We start from the raw sequence: 22797 nt of genomic DNA, 5'->3' as shown, positions 1-22797 counted from the left end.
GCGAGACCGGTCTTTCAAGATCGCGCGGCGCGCGGAAAACCCGTGGTTACACTACTTAAGCCGACAAAAGCAGTACTGTGCCCGCGTGCCACCATCCGCCCTCCGCGACCGTAAACGGGAACGTACCCGCCGCGCTCTCCTCGAAGCCGCCGTCGAGCTGTTCGAGGAAAGAGGTTACGAGGACACGACGGTCGCCGACGTGGCGGCCGCCGCCGAAGTGGGCACCCGCACCTTCTTCAACTACTTCGCCAGCAAGGAAGAACTGCTCTTCCCCGAACCCGACGATCGGGTGCGGGCGGCTGTCGCCGCGATCAGTTCCCGCCGCCCCGGCGAGCGCCCGGTCGAAGTGCTGCTGCGCGCGCTGCGGGCGGCCGGCGACAACCCCGGCGAACACCTGGTCGACGATCTCAATGCCCGCATCGCCGCTGTGCGCGCGCAGGTTTCGCGCACCGTGCCCGCGGTGAGCGGACGAGCCGCGCACGCACAGCTCGTGGCGCAGCGGGAGATGGGGCGGCAGCTGCACGCCGCGTTTCCCGACGAACTCGACGAGGTCGGTGCGGCCGCCCTGGTCGGCGCGGTCGTCGGTGCGGTGTCGGGTGCGCTGACGGTCCTGTTCCAGCAGCCGCAGGAGACCGTCGAGGACGGCGAGCGCCTGCACCGGCGCATCCACGAGACCACCTCGCGGGTGCTGCAACCCTGGCTGGCCTCCACCCGACCGGCCACGCCGGAGCCCGTCGCCTGAAAGGTCCGCTCGCTCAACCGAATTGCTGCCAGCCCAGCCGGGCCACCATCGCCACGACCACCACCAGCAGGACGATGCGCACGAACTTCGCGCCGTTGCGCAACGCCATGTGCGAGCCGAGCACCGCGCCCGCGATATTGGCGAGGGCCATGGCCGCGCCCAATGCGACCAGGATGTGGCCGGTGCACCCGAAATAGATCAGCGCGCCCACATTCGACCCACAGTTGATCACCTTCGCCATCGCCGCCGCCCGCACGAACTCGGTGCCCAGCAGGGTGGCGAAGGTGATGATCAGGAAGGTGCCGGTACCGGGACCGATCAGGCCGTCGTACAGGCCGATCAGACCGGCGGCCAGCGCCACCACCAGGATCACCTTGCGGCGGGTCGGGGGATGGGTGGCCATGGTGACGCCGATCGAGGGCCGCAGGGTGACGAACAGCGCCACCCCCACCAGCACCACCAGCACGATCGGAATGAACAGATCGCGGTCGATGAGCGACACCGCGGCCGCGCCGCAGGCGGCGGTGACCGCGGCCAGCGCGGCGGCGGGCACCATCAGCCGCCACTGGATCGGCACCTTGCGCGCGAAGGTCGCCACCGAGGCGGCGGTGCCCGCGACCGCCGCCATCTTGTTGGTGCCCAGCGCGGTCTGCGGCGCGATGGACGGCGCCACCAGCAGCAGGGTCGGCAAGATGATCAAACCGCCGCCGCCGACCACCGCGTCCACCCAGCCCGCGGCGGTCGCGGCGGCCAAGAGCGCTGCCCAGTCTCCGAGATCCACCCCGTCAGCCAACCAGACATCCCATGATTGTTCGTTCGGGGGTGCCCGAATTATCGGCAGGGCGTCCTAGGGTGGGCGCATGCGCCGGTTCAGCCTGTGGCTTCGTGGCAAGCCCGTCGTCGCGGACTCCATCCTGGCGTTCGCGTTACTGCTGTGCGACATCTTCATCGGCATCGGCGAGAGCAGTCAGCCCGTCGCCTTCCTGGTACTGAGCGGACTGCTGCCCCTGCCGGTCGTACTGCGGCGGATCTATCCACGCGCCATGGCGGCTGCCATGCTGGTGCTCGCGATCAACACCACCATGATCGGCTACCTGCTCGACGACGACGCCGTGCATCCGGCGCTGATCGCCCTCGGCATCATGCTCTACACCCTCGTCGCCTACGTCGGGCGGCGCGAGGGCCTGCTGTTGCTGGCCGGTCTCGCGGTGGACACCGCGCTGTCGGTCTGGCTGCTGCGGCAACCGGTACTGAGCACCATATGGACCATCGGCATGTACTACGCGCTGTGCTGGACCCTGGCCGAATTCAACGGCGCCCGCCACGCCTACGACGCCGAGGTGGCCGCCCGGCTCGCCGTCGCCGACTACGACCGGGAACGCCGCACCCACGAGGCCGTCTCACGGGAACGCACCCGCATCGCCCGCGAACTGCACGATATCGTCGCGCACGCCGTCAGCGTCATCATCGTGCAGGCCGACGGCGCGAAATACGCGCTGCGCCGCGACCCGGACACCGCCGAACAGGCGCTCACCACCATCTCCGGCACCGGGCGCGAAGCACTGCGGGAACTGCGGCGCACCGTCGCGCTGCTGCGCACCGAACACGCGCCCGACCAACTGCCGCAGCACGGGACCGCGGGCATCGCCGCCATGGTCGAGATGATGCGCGGCACCGGGCTTGCCGTCGACCTGGAACTGACCGGCGAACTCGACGGCATCTCACCCGAGGTCAGCCTGGGCGTGCATCGCATCATCCAGGAATCGCTGACCAACACGCTGCGGCACGCGGGCACCAGCCCCAAGGCATGGGTGCGGGTGCAGCGGCACGACACCGACGTGACCGTCGAGGTGACCGACTCCGGCGGTGTGCCCGTACACGGGCCGGCGATCCCGAGCAGCGGGCTCGGACTGCTCGGCATGCGCGAACGCATCGCGGTGCTGGGCGGCACGATGACCGCCGGACGCCGCGCCGACGGCGCCTGGCGCGTGCACGCCAGCATCCCGCTCGACCCCGGCCGCACCGAATAGTCGTGGTCTGCCGATAGATTGAGACCGTGCCGATCACCGTTCTCGTCGTCGACGACCAGGAATTGATGCGCATGGGCCTGAAAATGGTGCTCGGCGCACACCCCGACCTGGACGTGGTGGGCGAAGCCGAGAACGGGGCCGTCGCGGTGTCGCGGGCCCGGGAACTGCGGCCCGACGTGGTGCTGATGGACGTGCGGATGCCCGTGGTCGACGGCGTCACCGCGACCGGGCAGATCGTGGCGGCCGGGCACAGCAGGGTCCTCGTGATGACCACCTTCGACCTCGACGAACACGCACTCGGCGCGTTGCGCGCGGGCGCCAGTGGATTCCTGCTCAAGGACACACCGCCCGAAGACCTCGTCTCCGCGGTGCGCAGCGTCGCCGCCGGTGACGCGGTGGTCTCGCCGAAAGTCACCAAACGCCTGCTGGACCGGCTCATTGCCGAGGAGCCCGGCGGTATGCGCGACCCGTCGGTCCTGGATGTGCTCACCGCGCGGGAACGCGAAGTGCTCGAGCAGATCGCGGCCGGCCGCTCCAACGCCGAGATCGCCGAACAGCTGTTCCTGTCCGAAGCCACGGTGAAGACACACGTCGGCCGGGTGCTGACCAAACTCGGGCTGCGGGACCGGGTGCAGGCGGTGGTGCTGGCCTACGAGACCGGGCTGGTACGGCCCGGCGGCTGAACTCTCAGGGGGTTCCCAGCTCGGGCGGGAGAAAATCGAGCCCTCGCGGCGTTGGAACAGATAGACCGAAAGGATCGTCCATGCCCGCCCTGATCTTCGCCCTCTACGCCGTCGTCGAACTCGCCGCGCTGATCGCCGTCGGTCACTTCTTCGGCGTCATCCCCGCGATCCTGGCGCTCATCGCGGTATCCGCCACCGGCATGCTGCTCATCGGGTCGCAGGGCCGCCGCGTCTTCGAACAGTTCCGTCGCGCCCGCCGCGGCGAGATCACCCCCGGTACCGCCGTCGCCGACGCCACCCTCGTAGCCGCCGGTGGTCTGCTCATGTTCATCCCCGGCCTCGTCACCGGCCTGATCGGCCTGCTCTTCCTGCTGCCACCCACCCGCTTCCTGGTCCGCCCCCTGGTCGGCCGCATCGCCGACCGGCGCGTCGCCACCCTCCGCGCCCAGATGCCCTACCGCGGCATCGTCATCGACGGCGAGGAGGTCGTCGACCGCGGCGATGTCATCGACGGTGTGGTCGTGCAGCAGTGGTACGACGACGGGCAGGGGAACGCGCGGCGGGTCATCGGGCCGGCGGTGTGAGTCGGGCAGCTGGTATATCGTTGGGGTTCAGCCGTTCGCAAGGGTTGGAGTGATCGTTCGTGAGCGTCCCCAGCATCCATCCGCGCCCCGGGAATCTGCGCGTTGTCGCGGAGGAAATCGAGATCACGACGGGTCTGCGTGTGGAGATACTGGGAGGGAACCTCGTGATGTCACCGACGCCGCGTGGCAAGCACGCGGGCACGATCTTGCGTCTCCGGCAGCAATTGCAGCCGAGAATGCCGCAGGGGCTCCAGCCTTTCGAGGTCACGTCGATTCCGATGCCCGATGATGACGACGACTACTGCACTCCGGATCTGATCGTTCTGCCGGAATCATGGGCCGATGATGATGATTGGCTGGCTGACGCGGCAGATGTCGAGTTGGCCGTAGAGGTCATCTCGCAGTCCGAGAAGGCACGGCAGATCACAGACAAGAATGGGTGGTACGCCGTCGCGGGCGTAAAAACCTTGTTGGTGATCGATCCTCGGCAGGGTGAGTGGTCGCTGTACACCCATCCCAAGAGCGGGGAGTACAAAGGCAGATTGGACGGAATCTACGGTGATTCCATCCCGCTGCCCGAGCCGTTCGGCTTCGAACTCGACAGTGGTTGCCTGCCGAGGTACGGCCTACAGAGCTGAATGCAGACTTTCGAGGATGCCGACGAATTCCGCGGGCTCGATCTCGACCTCGAAGACTCTTCCGACATGGTCGGGATGATCGAGCAGATGCGCCGCACGTCGGAACTGCACTGTGATGACCAGGTGGTTGCCGACGCGGAAGGCGTAGCTCTGCACGTTGTCGGTCGTGGGTCCCCAGTGCAGGAACCAGAACTGCTGGCGCAGATCGCAAATCGGGACGTCGTCGGTCGCGGTAGCGAGCCGGCGATGCGTGGCGACCGGGGACAGTCCGGCAAAGGGCAGCGGCGGAATGTGCCCGGAACGTACGAAGACAGCAGTGGTACATGGATCGTGCTGTCGGCTGATTCGAGTGCGGTGTGGCACACGAGGGCTGTCTGGTGTTCGGGGGTCGAAGGGGGATACGGCAGACTGGTCGCTCGTGGGTACCCAGTTGCTGATCGGTGGTCGGATCTACAGTTCCAGTGCGCCTGACGCGACCGCGATGGCGGTCACCGACGGGATGGTGGTGTGGCTGGGGGCCGACAGGCCAGGGCTTGCCCTGCATCCGGACGCGGAAGTCATCGACTTGGCCGGGGCTTTCGTGGCGCCGGGGTTCGTGGATCCGCATGTACATGTGACAGCGCTCGGGTTGAAGCTGACCGGGTTGGATCTCGGTGGGGTGCGTTCGCTGGCGGAGTTGCTGGCGGCGGTGCGGGAGTTCGCGGCCGCACATCCGGACGGCACGATCCTGGGGGACGGCTGGGACGAGACCGCATGGGCCGAGGGCCGGGCGCCGACCGTCGCGGAGCTCGACGCCGCGGCGGGTGCCGGACGGCGGGTGTATCTCGCCCGGGTGGACGGGCATTCGGCGATCGCGTCCTCGGCGCTGCTGGAAGCAGTACCCGAGGTGGTTTCGGCCACCGGGTACCGCGCGGGGGAGCCGGTACGGGCCGACGCTCATCATCTGGTGCGAGGTGCCGCCCTGGCGGGTTTGACTCGCGCGCAACGGGATTCGGCGCGCAAAGCGGCGCTGGACGCGGCCGCCGCGCAGGGGATCGTGGCGGTGCACGAGTGCGGCGGGCCGGATATCGCCGGTGCCGCCGATCTGCGCGAGCTGCTGGAATTCGAGCACGGGGTGCAGGTGCGGGCGTACTGGGGTGCGGCCGTGCGGACCGCCGAGGAAGCCGAAGCGCTGGTGCGGGAGCTCGGCGTGCACGGGCTCGGCGGTGATCTGTTCGTCGACGGGTCGATCGGCTCGCATACCGCGTGGCTGCGTGAGAAATACGCCGACGCCGACGGTACCGGCCGCTCCTATCTGGACGCCGACGCGATCGCCGCCCACGTGCGGGCGTGTACCGAGGCGGGGATCCAGGCGGGCTTCCATGTCATCGGCGATGCCGCCATGGATGCGGTGGTCGCCGGATTCGAGCAGGTCGTCGCCGAGTTGGGCGGTCCCGCTGTCGCGGCGCGCGGACATCGTGTCGAACACGCCGAACTGCTGGACGCCGACCAGATCGCGAAGCTGGCCGCCTGGGGTGTGATCGCCAGTGTGCAGCCAGGTTTCGACGCCGCCTGGGGCGGGCCCGACGGCATGTACGCCGCTCGCCTCGGCGCCGCCCGCGCCGCCCGCCTGAATCCGTTCGCCGCCATGGCCGCCGCGGGCATCTCCCTCGCCATCGGCTCGGACGCCCCGGTCACCCCGCTGGACCCGTGGTCCGCCGTCCGCGCCGCCGCCCACCACCGCACCGCCGGCAACGGCATCTCACCCCGCGCCGCTTTCGCCGCCGCCACCCGCGGCGCGTGGCGGGCCGGTGGCGTCCGCGACGGCCTCGCCGGCACCCTTGTCCCCGGCGCTCCTGCCTCCTACGCGGTCTGGGACGCCGCCGACCTGGTGGTCGCCGCCGCCGCGGACACCGTCCAACGCTGGTCCACCGACCCCCGTTCCCGAGTCCCCGGCCTCCCACCCCTCGACCCCACCACCCCATTACCCCGCTGCCTCCGCACCGTCCACCGCGGCACCACCATCTACAAAGCCTGACCCGACCCGATCTCCATCAGCCCGTGTGGGGCCGCCCTTGGTTGGTCGGCTCGCAGGGGTGGGTGGTGTGTAGGGCGGGTGGGGTGTTGGTATTTGTTGAGGGAGGGGGTGGGCGATGAGTGGAGGACTTGGGGCGATGGTGGGTGTGGTCGGGCGGTATCCGGTGGCGAGCCGGGTGGTGGGGGCGGTGGTGGCCGGGGCGCTGCTGTTCGGGAGTTTTCCGCCGCGGCCGTTCTGGTTTCTGGCGCCGTTCGGGATCGCGCTACTGACGCTCGTGGTGCGGGGGAGTGGCCGGCTGCGTGGCGGGTTCGGATACGGGGTGCTGGCCGGGCTGGGGTTCTTTCTGCCGCTGCTGCCGTGGACCGGGATCTATGTGGGGCCGGTGCCGTGGTTGGCGCTGTCGGCGGTGTGCGCGGTGTATGTCGGGTTGTTCGGGGTGTTGGCCCGGCTGCTCGGGGGGCTGCGGGGATGGCCGGTGTGGGTCGCGCTGGCGTGGGTGACCACGGAGTGGGTGCGGTCGAGTTTCCCGTTCGGCGGATTCCCCTGGGGGCGGCTGGCATTCGGGCAGGCCGACGGCTGGTTCCTGCCGCTGGCGATGGTCGGCGGAGCGCCGTTGATCGGGTTCGCCGTGGCGCTGACCGGAACCGGAATGGTCGCGCTCGGTGATCGCCTGCGCGCTCGATCACCAGGCGATGCGCTGTCAGATGGTGCTGGCCGTGCCGGAGCGGTGCCGGGTGGTGCCGGGCAGGGTTCTGTGTCGGGCGGATCGGTCTCGGCCGTCGAGCATGAGGGGGCGCTGGCTAGCGATCCGGAATCTTCGGTTGCGAAAGAGGATTCGCAGGTCAGGTGGGGTGGTCGGGTTGGGATTATTGCTGCGGCAGTGACTCTGGCTATCATGCCTCTTACCGGAGTGATCCTTCGGACCGCGCTGCCCGGCCCGGACGAGGGCGACCGGATGATCACGGTCGCCGCGATCCAGGGCAGCGTGCCGCGGCTCGGACTGGATTTCAACGAGCAGCGGCGCGCCGTGCTGGACAACCATGTCCGGCGCACCGGGGAATTGGCCCGGGCAGTCGCGGCGGGGACGGCGAAACAGCCGGATGTGGTGATCTGGCCGGAGAATTCATCCGATATCGATCCGCTGCGCAATGCGGACGCGCAACAGCTGATCACGCAGGCGGCCGCCGAGATCGAGGCGCCGATCCTGGTGGGCGCGGTCCTGGTGAACGGTGATCGCACCACCACCAACTCGGTGATGGTGTGGGATGCGACCGGCCCGGGGGAGCGCCACGACAAGAAGATCATCCAGCCGTTCGGTGAATATCTGCCGATGCGCTCGTTCTTCCGTCTGTTCTCCGAATATGCCGACCGCGCAGGCTATTTCGTGCCCGGCAGCGGTGACGGCACGGTCCGGGCGAACGGCGTGGACCTCGGTGTGGCAACCTGCTACGAGGTCGCCTTCGACCGGGCTTTCCGTGATTCGATGCGCGCCGGCGCGGATCTGCTGACGGTGCCCACCAACAACGCCACCTTCGGTGACAGCGAGATGACCTACCAGCAGCTGGCGATGTCGCGGGTGCGTGCCGTGGAGCACGGCCGGGCCCTGGTGGTGGCCGCCACCTCGGGAGTCAGCGCGATCATCACCGCGGACGGCGCGGTGGCCCAGCAGACGCCGCTGTTCGAGCCGGCGGCGCTGGTCGCCGATCTTCCGTTGCGGGACAGCACAACACTCGCTACCCGATTCGGCCCCGTACCGGAACTGCTGTCCGTTATCCTCACCGGTGCCGCTGTGGTGGCGGTGCTGTGGGCCCGACGCCGGGCGCGCCGCGCGGCCGCCGCCGCGCCCGACGCTCTCGCCCAGCCGCGCGGCTGACGCGAGACGACGCACCCCGCTAACCGAACACCCCGTGGACTCCGGGGCCGGTGCGACTGGCCCCGGGCCGCTGCACGCTGTTCGCTTTCCTGTAGCCAGCGGGCTCGGAAATGGTTCTCCCGCAGACCTGATGACGGTATTTCTCATGCGTATGCCGATAAAATCATAAAGTAGCTAGAAGATAGCTATCGAATTCGGCGCTCCGCCAACGCACTTCAATGTGAAACAAATCCAGATCCGCGACCATCCGTTGGTCTTGATGCTCCGAATCATAGGGCGTGGATCACGTCCTACGGCTGGCGCGTGCGCGGGCTGTGGTGGGGCTCGGGGAGTTGCGTCGACTGCGGCAGAACGGAGTGATTTGATGAGGTCATTGGCCACCGAACGCGTAGACCAATGCTCGTCCAGCGAATTCTCGGCACAACCATTTCCGCTGACACCCGCGCAGTCGGGCATGTGGTACGCGCAGCGGATCCGTCCGGAGGTGCCGCTCACCGTCGCCCAGTACGTAGAGATCCGCGGTGACCTGGACGTCGGCCGTCTGCTGTACGCGATCGAACGGTTCGGTGCCGAGACCGAGGTCGGTCATGTCCGCCTGCTCGAGATCGATGGCATTCCGCACCAGGTGGTCGACCTGTCGATCCGTCCCGGCTGGGCCCGGATCGATCTGCGCGACGAGGCCGACCCGAAGGCGGCCGCGCTGCGCTGGATGGAGGTGCACGCCGGCTCACCGATCGACCTGGAGCGCGATCCGCTGACCACCAACGTGGTGCTGCGCGTCGGCGACGCCGACTACATCTGGTACGCCCGCGCTCACCACATCGTGATCGACGGCTACGGCGCCATGAACGCACTCACCCGCACCGCCGAGATCTACACCGCGCTCGAGCACCGGACCGAGCCCGCCGTGTCGCGCGCGACCCCGCTGGCCACCATCTACGCCGACGAGCAGAGCTACCGCGATTCCAGCCGTTTCCGCAACGACCGCGAGTACTGGTCCGAGCAACTCGCGGGCGCGGGGGAGATGCCGTCGCTGTCCACCGGAACCACCGGCTCGACCCACGACACGGGCCGCCGCACCGCCACCGCGCTGCTCGATACCGACACCGACGCCGCCATGACCGCCGCGATGGCGGCCTTCGGCACTCATTCCTCCACCCTGTTCGTCGCCGCGCTGGCCTGCTACGTACGCTCGGTCACCGGCAATCCGGATGTGGTGCTGAGTCTTCCGGTGTCCGCGCGCACCACGGTCGCGCTGCGCCGCTCCGCGGGCGTGGTGTCGAACGTGGTCCCGATCCGGATTCGTTTCGGCGCGCAGACCACGGTGGCCGACGCGGTGCGGGCCGCCGAACTCCAGATCACCGGCGCGCTGCGCCATCAGCGCTACCGCAGCGACGATATCCGCCGCGACTGCGGCTACTCCCGGGATTCGCGCGGCTTCTTCGGCCCGATGGTCAACATCATGCTGTTCCACAACGAGCTCGAGTTCGGCAGCCTGCCGGGTTCGCTGCGCGTGCTGGCCACCGGCCCGGTCGAGGACATCTCGGTCAACCTCTACAACGGCGACGGCGGCCGCATCCACGTCAACTTCGAGGCCAACAACCGCCTGTACACCGAGGCCGAGAACAGCGCCCACCACACGCGTTTCCTGGATTTCCTGAGTCGTTTCCTGGCCGCCGATCCGGCCACCCGGACTGCCACGCTCACCGCGATCACCGCCGCCGAGCGCGACGCGGTGCTCTACGACTGGAATGCCACCGAGGCACCGGTCCAGGCGGGCACCCTGGCCGGTCTGTTCGCCATTCAGGCCGGCCTCTGCCCGGACAGCGTCGCCGTCGAATTCGGTGACGACGCACTGACCTACGGCGAATTCGACGAGCGGGCCAACCGCCTGGCCCGGCTGCTCATCGCGCGCGGCGCGGGCCCGGACAGCACCGTCGGGCTGTGCCTGCGCCGCGGCGTCGACCTGGTCGTCGGCATGTACGCGATCGTCAAGGCGGGCGCGGCGTATCTGCCGCTGGATCCGGACCATCCGGCGGACCGGATCGAGGAGATCACCCGGCAGGCCCGGCCGGTCTGTGTGCTGAGGACCGCCGAGGGCCCCACCCTGTCCGACGAGGTGCCGACGCTTGCCGTCGACACGCTCGACCTGTCCGAGTTCGACGGCGCGCCGGTCACCGACGCCGACCGGCGCGCCCCGCTGCGCCCCGACCACCTCGCCTACGTGCTGTTCACCTCCGGGTCGACCGGCAAGCCCAAGGGGGTCGGCGTTCCGCACGCCGCCATCGTCAACCGGCTGCGCTGGATGCAGCACGCCTACCCGCTGGACGCCACCGACGCGGTACTGCAGAAGACGCCGACCACCTTCGACGTCTCGGTGTGGGAGTTCTTCTGGCCCTTGCAGATCGGGGCCCGGCTGGTGGTCGCCGCGCCGGACGGGCACCGCGATCCGGTGTACCTGGCTCGGCTGATCATCGACAAGCAGATCACCACGGCGCATTTCGTGCCGTCCATGCTGTCGGTGTTCGTCAGCGACGCCGACGTGCACGGCTGCACCGGCCTGCGCCAGGTGTTCTGCAGCGGCGAGGCACTGCCCGCAGCCACCGTCCGCGACTTCCGGGCTGCCCTGCCGGACACCGCACTGCACAACCTGTACGGACCGACCGAGGCCGCGGTCGACGTCACCTATTGGGCGTGCCCACCCGAACCGCACACCGTGCCGATCGGCAGTCCGGTCTGGAACACCCAGACCTACGTGCTCGACCCGCAGTTGCGCCCGGTCCCGCCCGGCGCGATCGGCGAGCTGTACCTGGCGGGCGTGCAACTGGCTCGCGGCTACCTCGGCCGGCCCCGCCTGACCGCCGACCGTTTCGTGGCCAACCCGTTCACTCCCGGCGCGCGCATGTACCGCACCGGCGATCTGGCTCGCTGGCAGGTCGCCCCCGATCACGGCGCCGACCCGGCCGACGACACCGTCGGAGTGCTGGACTACCTGGGCCGCACCGACTTCCAGGTCAAGATCCGTGGCCTGCGCATCGAACTCGGCGAGATCGAAGCCGCCCTCGCGGCCGACGACACCGTGTCCCGAGCGGTCTGCGTGGCCCGCGCCAGCCGCACCGGTGACGAACTCGTCGGCTACGTGGTGCCCGTCCCGGGCCGCACCGTGGATACCGTCGCCCTGCTCACCGCGCTGCGCCAGACCCTGCCCGGCTACATGGTGCCCGCCGTGCTCGTGGCGCTCGGCGAACTACCGCTCAACTCCAACGGCAAGATCGACCGCAAGGCCCTGCCTGCGCCCGCCGCCGCGGCGCGCCCGCAGCACGTGCGTTCCGCGCCGAGCACCGAGGTGGAACGCACCCTGGCCGGGATCTTCGCCGAGGTGCTCGATCTCGACGTCGCCGAGATCGGCACCGCCGACAACTTCTTCGACCTCGGTGGCAACTCCCTGGTCGCGGCCCGCGCGGTCGCTCGGATCAACGCCGCGCTGGACGCCGGGCTCACCATTCGCGACCTGTTCGAGGCCGCGTCGATCGCCGCGCTCACCGTCCGCTTCGCCACGCACACCCCCGCCGCGACTCCGAAACTCGTGGCAGGCCCACGCCCGGACCGGATTCCGCTGTCGCTGGCACAGCAGCGGCTGTGGATCCTGAACCGCTTCGCCGAGCACGCCGCCGCCTACAACATGTCGCTGGCGGTCCAGGTCGACGGCCCGCTCGATCTGAACGCCTTGCGGGCCGGGCTGATCGACGTGCTGGAACGGCACGAGAGCCTGCGCAGCACCTTCCCCGAGTCCCCGGCGGGCCCCTACCAGGTGGTGCATCCGGCCGCGGAGATCCCACTCACGCTGGATCCGATCGATGCCTCCGGCGCCGACGCCGCCGAGCTGGCGGCCGAATTCGCCGGTTACGGGTTCGATCTGCGCAGCCAGGCCCCGATCCGGGTGGCGCTGTGGTCGACCGGACCGGACACGCACGTGTTCCTGCTGGTGCTGCACCACATCTGCGGTGACGGCTGGTCGGTGGCGCCGCTGGCCCGCGACCTGATGTCCGCCGTGGCCGCCCGGTCGCTCGGCGCCGCGCCCGCGTGGTCGCCGCTGCCGGTGCAGTACGCCGACTATGCGCTGTGGCAGCGTGAACTGCTCGGCGACGAATCCGACGAGTCCAGCGCGCTGAGCCGTCAGCTCGCCTTCTGGCGCACCGCCCTGGACGGCCTGCCCGATCAGCTGGACCTGCCCCTGGACCGCCCCCGCCCGCTGCGCCGCGGCACCGGCGGCGGCCGGGTGGAGTTCACCATCTCCGCCGAAACCCGCAGGGCGGCGAGCGAACTCGCGGCTGCCCGAGGCGTCAGCATGTTCATGGTGTTGCACGCCGCGCTGGCGACGTTGCTGGCCCGGCTGTGCGGCAGCGGCGATATCGCGATCGGCACGCCCATTGCGGGCCGGTCCGATCCGGCGCTGGACGACCTGGTCGGCATGTTCGTCAACACCTTGGTGCTGCGTACCGAGGTCGACCCGGCCGCGGGCTTCGATCGGATGCTCGACCTGGTTCGTGAAACCGACCTGAACGCCTTCGCCAATGCCGACGTACCGTTCGAGCGGCTGGTCGAGGTGGTCAACCCGGACCGTTCGGCGGCCCGCCACCCCCTGTTCCAGGTCATGCTCTCCTACGACCGCGCCACCGAGCTGCGCGTCGAACTGCCGGGTATCGGCGGCGCGCCGGTGCGGGCCGAGATCCTGCCGCTGGACGCGGGCATCGCCAAGTTCGACCTGCAGCTCGAGATCCGCGACGGGCAGGCCGACGGCCCGATGACCGCCGAATTCGGCTATGCCACAGATGTTTTCGACGAGCGCACGGTGGCCGCGTTCGCGCGCCGGTTCGTCACGGTGCTCGACGCCGTCGTCGCCGCGCCCGGCACCCCGGTCGGCGATATCGAGATCCTGGACCGTCGCGAGGCCGCCAAGCTGGTGCCGATCGCCGGGTCGCCGGCCGAACCGGCGGTCACCCTGGCCCGCATGCTGACCGAGATCGCCGAGCGTCTGCCCGACGCGGTCGCGGTGCGCTTCGACGGCCGCGACACCACCTACCGGGAGCTCGACGAGCAGTCGAATCGCCTGGCGCGGGTGCTGATCGGGCACGGCGCCGGACCGGAGGTCGTGGTCGCCGTCGCGCTGCCGCGCGGCCTGGACTCCGTGGCCGCCGTCTGGGCCGTCGCCAAGACCGGCGCCGCCTACGTGCCTATCGATCCGGGCTACCCGGCCGAGCGGATCGGGCACATGATCGCCGACTCGGGCGCCATGATCGGGTTGACCGTGCCGGACTGCTTGGCCACCATGCCCGCCTGGCCCAGCGCCACCGGCAAGCACCGTCGCCAGTCCATGGACTGGCTGGTCCTCGGATCCGACACGCTGGCCGAGGAATCCGCGCGCTACAGCACCGCCCCGATCCGCGATACCGAACGGCATCAGCCGCTGCGGGTCGCGCACCCGGCCTACCTGATCTACACCTCGGGGTCCACCGGGAAGCCCAAGGCCGTCGTGGTCACGCACGCCGGTCTGGCCTCGCTCGCACACGAGCAGATGCACCTGTTCGGCGTCACCGACGCGGCGCGGACCCTGCACTTCTCCTCGCCGAGCTTCGACGCCTCGGTCCTGGAGTTGCTGCTCGGTTTCGCCGCGGGCGCCACCCTCGTGGTCGCTCCGGCCGGGCTGTACGGCGGCGCGGAACTGGCGAATCTGCTGCGCGCAGAACGGATCACGCACGCGTTCATCACCCCGGCCGCGCTGGCGACGGTGCCCGACGAGAATCTCGACCAGCTCGAGGCCGTCGTCGTCGGCGGCGAGGCGTGCTCGGAGGAGCTGGTGGCGACCTGGTCGCGGCGGCACCGGATCCACAATATGTACGGCCCGTCGGAGGCCACCGTCGCCGCGACCGCCTCGGGTCCGATGCGGGCCGGAAAGCCGGTGCCGCTGGGGCTTCCGGTGCGCGGCATGCGCCTGTTCGTGCTCGACGGACGGCTGCATCCGGTGCCGCCGGGTACACCGGGTGAGCTGTATCTGTCCGGGCCCGGTCTGGCGCGCGGCTACCTCGGCCGCCTGGGCCTGACCGCGCAGCGGTTCCCGGCCAACCCGCACGGCCGTCGCGGTGAACGCATGTATCGCACCGGCGATCTCGTGGTCGCCGACGCCGCCGGGCACCTGCGGTTCCTGGGGCGCGCCGACGACCAGATCAAGATCCGCGGCTTCCGGATCGAGCTCAGCGAGATCGATCATGTGCTGCGCACCCATCCGGGGGTGAGCTTCGCGCTGACCGTCGTGCACACCGACGAGCACGGCCAGCCCCGCCTGGCCGCCTACGTGACCGCCGCCGCACCGGTCACCGGCGCCGAGGTCGCCGAGACCGCGCGGCAGCGGCTGCCCGGCTACATGGTGCCCGCCTCGGTCATCGTGCTGGCCGAGATGCCCGTCACCCAGGCGGGCAAACTCGATCGAAAAGCGTTGCCGGAACCGGTTTTCGCGGCGGTCGGCAGTTCCCGCGCACCCGAGGGGGATGGCGAACGCCGGGTCGCGGAGGTGTTCGGGCAGGTACTCGGGCATCCGGTCACCGGGGCCGAGGACAGTTTCTTCGACGTGGGCGGCAACTCGCTGCTGGCCACCCGCCTGGCCGCGGCGCTGCACGCCGAATTCGGGGTGGACCTGCCGGTACGGGCGATCTTCGAAACGCCGACCGTCGCCGGAGTGGCCGAGCAGCTTACGGAAGCGCCCCGGACGCAGCGGCTGGCGCTGGCTGTGCACGCGCCGCGTCCGGGACGCATTCCATTGTCGCTGCCGCAGCAGCGACTGTGGTTCCTGAATCGATTCTCACCCGAATCGAGCGCCTACAACATCGCATTCGTCATACGAATCGACGGCGATCTGGATGTACCGGCGCTGCGGGCCGCGCTCACCGACCTGGTGGACCGGCACGAAGTGCTGCGCACGGTGTTCCCGGAGGACAGCGCGGGGCCGTGGCAGCGGGTGCTGCCGCTGGCCGAGGCGATGCCCGAGGTCGTCCCGTGCGACACCGACGACGCCGGCGCCGAGCAGGCACTGCGGGCCCTGGCACGCCGCGGCTTCGATCTCACCACCGAGGTTCCGTTGCGAATCAGCTTGCTGCGCACGACATCCGGGCAGCACCTGCTCGGCATCGCGCTGCACCACATCGCCGCCGACGGCTGGTCGCTGACCCCGCTGACCCGCGATCTGGCCACCGCCTATGTCGCACGCCATGCCGGATCCCGGCCCGCCTGGACGCCACTGCCGGTGCAGTACAGCGACTTCGGGCTGTGGCAGCGCGAGGTTCTGGGCGACCAGAACGATCCGGAGAGCATCGCGAGCCGCCAGCTCGCCTACTGGCGCACCGCGCTGGCCGGGATTCCGGAGGAACTCCCGCTGCCCTACGACCGTCCACGTCCCGCGACACCGGGATACGAGGCGGGCACCGTCGCGTTCACCGTGCCCGAGCCGATGCAGCAGGCGCTGGCGGAGCTGGCCCGGGAGCAGGGCGTCAGCCTGTTCATGGTGCTGCGCTCCGCGCTGGCGGTGCTGCTGCGCTGCGTCACCGGCGGCCGCGACATCGTGATCGGCACTCCGATCGCGGGCCGCACCGACGCCCAGCTCGACGAGCTCGTCGGCATGTTCGTCAACACCCTGGTGCTGCGCTCGGAGGTCGACCCGGACCACTCGTTCGCGGCGCTGCTGCGCGCGGATCGCGATACCGAACTCGCCGCCATGGAGCACGCCGATCTGCCGTTCGAGCGGATCGTCGAGGAGCTCGGCAAGCAGGTGCGCTCCACCAGCCGGCCGCCGCTGTTCCAGGTGGCGCTGACCGTCCAGGAGGGGCCGCTGCCCGCCCTGGAACTGCCGGGGCTGGCGCTGCACGCGGACGAACTCGACATCGCGCTGGCCAAGTTCGATCTGGAGCTGCGGGTCGCGGCCCCGATCGGCGACGCGTCCGGCCTGGCCTTCGAATTCGGCTACGCCGCCGAGCTCTTCGATGCCGTCACGATCGAGACCCTGGCCGACCGGCTGCTGCGGGTGCTGGCCGCGGTGACCGCCGACCCGCGGGTACTGATCCGCGATATCGACGCGCGCACCGAAACCGAGCGCCGCCTGCTCACCCCGGCCACCGGTCCCGCGGCCAACCCGCCGTGCACCCTGGCCGCCTGCTTCGCCGCCACCGCGCACATGCATCCCGACAACCTCGCGCTCAGCTCCCGGCCCGACCCCGCCGGCGAGCCGATCACGCTCACCTACGCCGAAACCGACCGGGTCTCCAACCGTTTGGCCCGCGCGCTCATCGCCCGCGGCATCGGTCCCGGCGATCGGGTCGCGCTCGGCCTGACCCGATCGATCGAATCCGTGGTCGCGGTGCTCGCGGTCACCAAGGCGGGCGCGGCGTTCGTCCCCGTCGACCCCAAGTACCCGGCCGACCGTGTCCGGTACATGCTGGCCGATTCCGGTTGCTGGACCGGCATCACCACCGCCGAGTACGCGGCCCGGCTGCGCGCGGCCGGGCAGCCGCACGACGGTGGCCGGGTCACCGACTGGCTGCTGCTCGACGACGAGCATCTGATCGGCGAGCTGGCCGAGCACGACGACGCCCTGGTCGACGACTGGGAGCGCACCCGCGCCACCCAGATCCAGGATCTCGCCTACATCATCTACACCTCCGGCTCGACCGGAACACCCAAGGGCGTGGCCGTCACCCACGGCGGCCTGTCCAACCTCGCCGACGACCTGCGCGACCGCATGCGGATCGACCGCGATTCGCGGGTGTTCCACTTCTCCACGCCCAGCTTCGACGCCGCCCTGTTCGACGTGCTGCTGGCCTGGGGATCCGGTGCGGCGCTGGTCATCTGCCCGCCGGAGGTCTACGGCGGTGACGAACTCGCGGGGCTGATGGAGCGGGAGGGGATCACCCACACGTTCATGACCCCGGCCGCACTGGCCACCCTGGACCGCGACCGCTGGTCGCTGCCCGAGCTGCGGGCGATCTGCGTCGGCGGCGAGGCGCTGGACCCGAACCTGGTGGCGCACTGGGCGCCCGGCCGGGCCATGTTCAACGGCTACGGTCCGACCGAGACCACCGTGGTCGTCACCATGGCCGGTCCGCTCACGCCCGGACTGCCGGTCACCATCGGCATCCCGGTGCGTGGCGCCCGCGCCCTGGTACTCGACGAGCGGCTGCGGCCGGTCCCCGCCGGTGTCCCCGGCGACCTCTACGTCGGCGGATTCGGTATGGCGCGCGGCTATTTCGATCGCGCCGGGTTGAGCGCGGGCCGGTTCGTCGCCGACCCGCACGGACCGCACGGCTCGCGCATGTACCGCACCGGTGACGTGGTGCGCTGGAACACCGTGGGCGAACTGGTCTATCTCGGGCGCAGCGACCATCAGGTGAAGGTGCGCGGTTTCCGGATCGAACTCGGCGAGATCAGCAATGTGCTGGCCGCGCATCCGAGCGTGAACTACGCGCACACCCAGGTGTACCGGATCGCGGAGATGGATCGGATCGTCTCCTACGTCCAGCCCGCCGGCCCGCGCGGCGTCGACACCGAGGCGCTGCGCGCGCATGTCGCGAATCAGCTTCCGGCGCATATGGTTCCGGCGGCCATCACGGTGCTGACCGAGCTGCCGCTGACCCCGGTCGGCAAGCTGGACACCGCCGCGCTGCCCGAACCGCGCTTCAGCGTGCGCGCGGCGACGCGCGCGCCGGAGACCGAATCCGAGCAGCTGGTCGCCCGCGTGATGGGCGAGCTGCTCGGCGCGGAGTCCGTCGCGGCGGACGACAGCTTCTTCGACATCGGCGGAAACTCGTTGCTGGCAACGCAATTGGTGGCCCGGCTGGCCGCTGCCGGTGCGGCGCGGCTCGAGGTGCGCAGCGTCTTCGGTGCGCCGACCGTCGCCGAGCTCGCCGCCCTGCTGGACGCCGGATCCGGTGACGATCGAACGGGGCCGGAGCTGGTGCGCCGGGACCGTCCGGCCCACATTCCGCTCTCGGCGGCGCAGCGGCGGCTGTGGTTTCTCAACCGATTCAACGAGGTCGGGGCGGGCGGTTCCGACGGCGCCTACAACATTCCCGTGGTGCTGCGCCTGAACGGCCGGTTGGAGGTCGACGCGCTGGTGCGGGCGCTGCACGAGGTGCAGCGGCGGCACGAGACCCTGCGCACGGTGTTCCCCGAACGCGACGGCCGGCCCGAGCAGTGCGTGCTCGACGCGGCCGACGCCGCAACCACCCTGTTCGTCGCCACCGTCACGCCCGGCGAAGTCGAGGGCGCGGTGCGGAGTTTCGCGGCTCCGGGCTTCGACCTGGCCGACCAGGTGCCGATGCGCGCGGCCCTGATCACGGTCTCGGAGCAGCCGGATCCGGACGGTGTGCTGCCGCCCGCCGCCTCCACCGAGAACGTGCTGGTGCTGGTGGTGCACCACATCGCAATGGATGGGTGGTCGCTGGAACCGCTGGCGGCCGAGGTCGCCCTGGCCTACCGGGCGGCGTGCGCGGACACGGACTTCGATTGGCCCGAACCCGAGGTGCAGTACGCGGATTACACGCTGTGGCAGCGGGATACGCTCGGCGCCGAGGACGATCCGAGCTCGGTGGCCGGGCGTCAGCTGGCCTACTGGAGCGAGCGGCTGCGGGGCATCCCCGAACTGCTCAGCGTGCCCGCCGACCGGCCGCGCCCGCCCGCGCCGTCCTACCGGGGCGGTCAGGTGGAGTGCGCGATCGACGCGTTCACCCACCGGGAACTCGCGGCGCTCGCGTCCGCGAGCAACGCCAGCATGTTCATGGTGCTGCACACCGCGCTCGCGGTGCTGCTGCACCGGATGACCGGCGTCGGCGACATCACCGTCGGCACGCCGATCGCCGGGCGCGGGCACCCCGCGCTGGACCGCATGATCGGCATGTTCGTCAATACCCTGGTGCTGCGCGCCGAGATCGACCCGGCAACCGGTTTCACCGAGCTGCTGCACCAGGTCCGCGACGGCGACCTGGATGCCTTCGCGCACGCCGACCTGCCGTTCGAGCGTCTGGTGGAGGTGCTCAACCCGGCGCGCTCGCAGGCGCATCACCCGCTGTTCCAGGTGATGCTCTCGGTGCGGAACCAGCCGGTGCGGGTCCTGGAGCTGCCCGGGCTGCGTATCTCGGGCGAGGAGGTCGACGCCGGCGTCGCCAAGTTCGATCTGCAATTCACGCTGACCGAAAACCACACGGACACCAGGGAACCCGACGGCATCGCGCTGCTGGTGAACTACGCCAGCGATCTGTTCGACGAGTCGACCGCCCGCTGCCTGGGCACCCGGCTGACCCGCCTGCTCGCCGCCGTCGCCGCCAACCCCACCGCCGCCGTCGGCGACCTGGAGATCCTGGACCAGGCCGAATGGTCCGGGCTGGCCCCGGTCCGCGGTCCCGAGCCGCAGCGGCCGATCACCTTCCCGGAGGTGTTCGCGGCGGCGGCCGCGGTCGACCGCACCGCCACCGCCCTGCGCTCCGGTGACACCCAGGTCGGCTACGACGCGCTCGACCGGTGGACCAACCGGCTCGCCCGAGTACTGATCGGCGATGGTGTCGGCCCGGAAACCCTGGTGGCCCTGGGGCTTTCGCGGTCGGTCGAATCGGTGGCCACCATGCTCGCGGTGGCGAAGGCGGGCGCGGCGTTCGTGCCCGTCGACCCGTTGTACCCGCCGCAGCGCATCGCCCACATGCTCACCGATTCCGGTGCGCGCATGGGCATCACCCTCGCCGAGTACCGTGATCAGCTGCACGAGGCGTCGCCCGGTACGCACTGGTTCACCCTCGACGACCCGGAGTTGCGGGCCGAGGTGCTCTCCGCGTCGGACGAACCGATCACCGCGGCCGAGCGGAACGCGCCACTGCGCGTGGACAACCCGGCGTACGTCATCTACACCTCCGGGTCCACCGGTACGCCCAAGGGCGTGGTGGTCACGCACGGCGGGCTCTCCAATTTCGCCGCCGAGACCGCGCAGCGCTTCGACGTCCGGCCCGGGTGCCGGGTCCTGCACTTCGCGACGCCCAGCTTCGACGCCGCGATGCTCGACCTGCTGCTGGCTCTGGGCGGCGCGGCCACCCTGGTGATCACCCCGCCCGGCGTGGTCGGCGGCGCGGATCTGCGCGAGGTACTGATCGAGGAGGCGATCACGCACGCCTTCATCACCACCTCCGCGCTCGGCACCGTCGACCCGGCCGGGGTCACCGAGCTGGCGCACGTGCTGGTCGGCGGTGAGGCGCTGCCACCGGATCTGGTCACCCGCTGGGCGCCTGGACGTCATCTGCACAATGTGTATGGACCGACCGAGACCACCATCGTCACGGTCATCTCCGACCCGATGACACCCGGCGAGACCATCACCATCGGCGGCCCGATCCGCGGTGTCGGAGCCACCATCCTGGACCCGCGCCTGTACCCGGCGCCGGTCGGCGTCACCGGGGAACTGCACCTGGCGGGCAACGCGCTCGCCCGCGGTTATCTCAACCGGCCCGGGCTCACCGCGCAGCGGTTCGTCGCCAACCCGTACGGCAAACCCGGCGAACGCATGTACCGCACCGGTGATCTGGTGCGGTGGCACAGCGGCTCGGTGGCCGAAGCGAGTAGCGCCGCCCCTCGCGAGATCGAGTACGTCGGCCGCACCGACCATCAGGTCAAGATCCGCGGCTTCCGCATCGAGCTCGGCGAGATCGACGCCGCCCTGGTCCGGCATCCGCAGGTGGAGTTCGCCATCACCATCGGACATCGCACGCAGGCGGGCGCGACCGCGCTGGTCGCCTACGTCAAACCGTGCGACGGCGCCGCGCCCGGCGTGGCCGAACTGCATCAGCACGTATCCGCGCTGGTGCCGAATTACATGGTCCCGCAATCGATCATGCTGATCGACGCGGTGCCGCTCAGTCCCGTGGGCAAGCTGGACCGCCAGGCGCTGCCGGAGCCGGTGTTCACCGCGACCGTCGGCTACCGGGCGCCCGCCACCCCGATCGAGGCGGCACTGTGCGCGGCGTTCGCGAGCGTGCTCGGGGCCGAGACGGTCGGCGCCGACGACGGGTTCTTCGAACTCGGCGGCAACTCGCTGCTGGCCACCAAGGTGGTCGCGCAGCTGCGCGCCACCGGCGTCGACCTGCCGGTCCAGCTGATGTTCGGCGAGGCCACCCCGGCGGCCATCGCGGCCCGGCTGGCCGGCGAAGGCGGCGCGGAGGCGGCCATGGCGGCCGCGCTCGCGCCGGTGCTGCCGATCCGTCCGCTCACCTCGGCCTCCGGGCCGGGCCCGCTGTTCTGCGTGCATCCGGCGATCGGATTGTCCTGGTGCTATTCGGGTCTGCTCCGGCACCTGCCGCCGGACCGCCCCGTCTACGGATTGCAGTCGCCGCACGTGGCGGGGCAGGACGGCTTCGACTCGATCGCGCTGGCCGCACGACACTATGTGGACCGGATCAAGTCGATCCAGCCGTCCGGGCCGTACCATCTGCTCGGCTGGTCGCTGGGCGGGCTGATCGCGCACGAGATCGCGGTCCAGTTGCAGGAGGCGGGCGAACAGGTCGAACTGCTCGCCATGATGGACAGCTACCGGCTCTCCGACGCCTGGCTCGAGCACGCGATTCCGAACGTCGCCGAGATCATCGAGGAATTCGGCGGCGACAGCCTCGGCGATCTCGAACTCGACCCGGCCATGAACCTGCGCGACGCCGCCGAACTGTTGCGCGCCCAACCGGGTCCGTTCGCGGCGCTCACCATCGACCACCTGGAACGGCTGTACACCGGTTACACCAACGGGACGGTGCAGGCGCACGGCTTCCGCCCGCGCACCTTCGAGGGTGACCTGGTCTTCTTCACCGCGGCCGCCGACGAGGTCAACCAGGCCGACCCCGACCGTCGCGCCGCGGCCTGGGAACCGTTCGTCACCGGCGAGATCCACGACTACTCGCTGCCGTGCCGCCATTCGGCGATGACCACACCGGAAGCGCTCGCCGTGATCGGCCCGGTCCTGCACCGGCAGCTCGACACCACGTCAGCTCGTACCGAGGAGAAGGAGACCGTTCAGTGACCCAGGGCCGGCCTTTACCCACCCCGTCGGCTTCGCCGACCGCCATCCCCGGAGAACCGACGGCCGACCGCGCGGCGCGTCCTGGTAGATCCGAGACCGCAACGCAGACAATCCCGTACGACCCGAACGAGTTGAGCGCGCTGC

General features: G+C 70.3%; 10 protein-coding genes. 8 read left to right on the top strand and 2 right to left on the bottom strand.

Annotated elements, in window-relative coordinates; all coding sequences use genetic code 11:
- Window positions 1-85: 85 nt before the first annotated feature.
- Window positions 86-742 (top strand): TetR/AcrR family transcriptional regulator, encoded by a 657-nt coding sequence (locus ACFVMC_RS32515; RefSeq protein ID WP_379216705.1) that lies wholly within the window; start codon window positions 86-88, stop codon window positions 740-742.
- Between the two features lie 13 nt (window positions 743-755).
- Here ACFVMC_RS32515 and ACFVMC_RS32510 read toward each other — a convergent pair whose 3' ends face one another.
- On the bottom strand, window positions 756-1523 hold the full coding sequence (locus tag ACFVMC_RS32510) for a TSUP family transporter (protein WP_379216726.1): 768 nt from the start codon (window positions 1521-1523) through the stop codon (window positions 756-758).
- A 79-nt stretch (window positions 1524-1602) separates the two neighbouring features.
- Between ACFVMC_RS32510 and ACFVMC_RS32505 the strand changes: the two genes are divergently transcribed.
- From ACFVMC_RS32505 to ACFVMC_RS32490, 4 genes are all read left to right on the top strand, one after another.
- On the top strand, window positions 1603-2772 hold the full coding sequence (locus tag ACFVMC_RS32505) for a sensor histidine kinase (RefSeq protein WP_379216704.1): 1170 nt from the start codon (window positions 1603-1605) through the stop codon (window positions 2770-2772).
- Between the two features lie 26 nt (window positions 2773-2798).
- Window positions 2799-3455 carry a response regulator gene (locus ACFVMC_RS32500; RefSeq protein ID WP_379216702.1) on the top strand — a complete coding sequence of 219 codons (657 nt, stop codon included), beginning with the start codon at window positions 2799-2801 and terminating at the stop codon, window positions 3453-3455.
- 80 nt (window positions 3456-3535) lie between these two features.
- Window positions 3536-4039 carry an FxsA family protein gene (locus ACFVMC_RS32495; protein WP_379216701.1) on the top strand — a complete coding sequence of 168 codons (504 nt, stop codon included), beginning with the start codon at window positions 3536-3538 and terminating at the stop codon, window positions 4037-4039.
- Window positions 4040-4098: 59 nt separating this feature from the next.
- The gene (locus tag ACFVMC_RS32490) at window positions 4099-4677 is read left to right on the top strand and encodes a Uma2 family endonuclease (RefSeq protein ID WP_379216699.1); all 579 of its coding nucleotides are present in this window, start codon (window positions 4099-4101) and stop codon (window positions 4675-4677) included.
- Here the strand turns inward: ACFVMC_RS32490 and ACFVMC_RS32485 are convergent.
- Entirely contained in the window at window positions 4666-5040 is a 375-nt protein-coding gene (locus tag ACFVMC_RS32485) for a hypothetical protein (protein WP_379216698.1), read from the bottom strand. The two genes, ACFVMC_RS32490 and ACFVMC_RS32485, sit on opposite strands and share 12 nt — an antisense overlap.
- Before the next feature lie 55 nt (window positions 5041-5095).
- Here ACFVMC_RS32485 and ACFVMC_RS32480 point away from each other — a divergent pair, with 55 nt between their 5' ends.
- From ACFVMC_RS32480 to ACFVMC_RS32470, 3 genes are all read left to right on the top strand, one after another.
- Window positions 5096-6694, top strand: a complete 1599-nt coding sequence (locus tag ACFVMC_RS32480) for an amidohydrolase (protein ID WP_379216697.1) — start codon at window positions 5096-5098, stop codon at window positions 6692-6694.
- Between the two features lie 115 nt (window positions 6695-6809).
- Window positions 6810-8567, top strand: coding sequence for an apolipoprotein N-acyltransferase (lnt, locus tag ACFVMC_RS32475; RefSeq protein WP_379216696.1), 1758 nt, complete (start codon window positions 6810-6812; stop codon window positions 8565-8567).
- A gap of 364 nt (window positions 8568-8931) precedes the next feature.
- Complete coding sequence (locus ACFVMC_RS32470) at window positions 8932-22653, top strand: amino acid adenylation domain-containing protein (protein ID WP_379216695.1); 13722 nt, start codon at window positions 8932-8934, stop codon at window positions 22651-22653.
- Window positions 22654-22797 lie beyond the last annotated feature (144 nt).

This window comes from Nocardia sp. NPDC127579 (genome assembly GCF_042672005.1).
Lineage (GTDB): Bacteria > Actinomycetota > Actinomycetes > Mycobacteriales > Mycobacteriaceae > Nocardia.
Note: the sequence above shows the minus strand (reverse complement) of the source record. Positions and strands in the feature narration are given on the sequence as shown.

Excerpts from the sequence above, each read along its gene's own strand:
- ACFVMC_RS32505 (WP_379216704.1), top strand. The coding sequence starts at position 1,603 with ATGCGCCGGTTCAGCCTGTGGCTTCGTGGCAAGCCCGTCGTCGCGGAC.
- ACFVMC_RS32470 (WP_379216695.1), top strand. The coding sequence starts at position 8,932 with ATGAGGTCATTGGCCACCGAACGCGTAGACCAATGCTCGTCCAGCGAA.
- ACFVMC_RS32495 (WP_379216701.1), top strand. The coding sequence starts at position 3,536 with ATGCCCGCCCTGATCTTCGCCCTCTACGCCGTCGTCGAACTCGCCGCG.
- lnt (WP_379216696.1), top strand. The coding sequence starts at position 6,810 with ATGAGTGGAGGACTTGGGGCGATGGTGGGTGTGGTCGGGCGGTATCCG.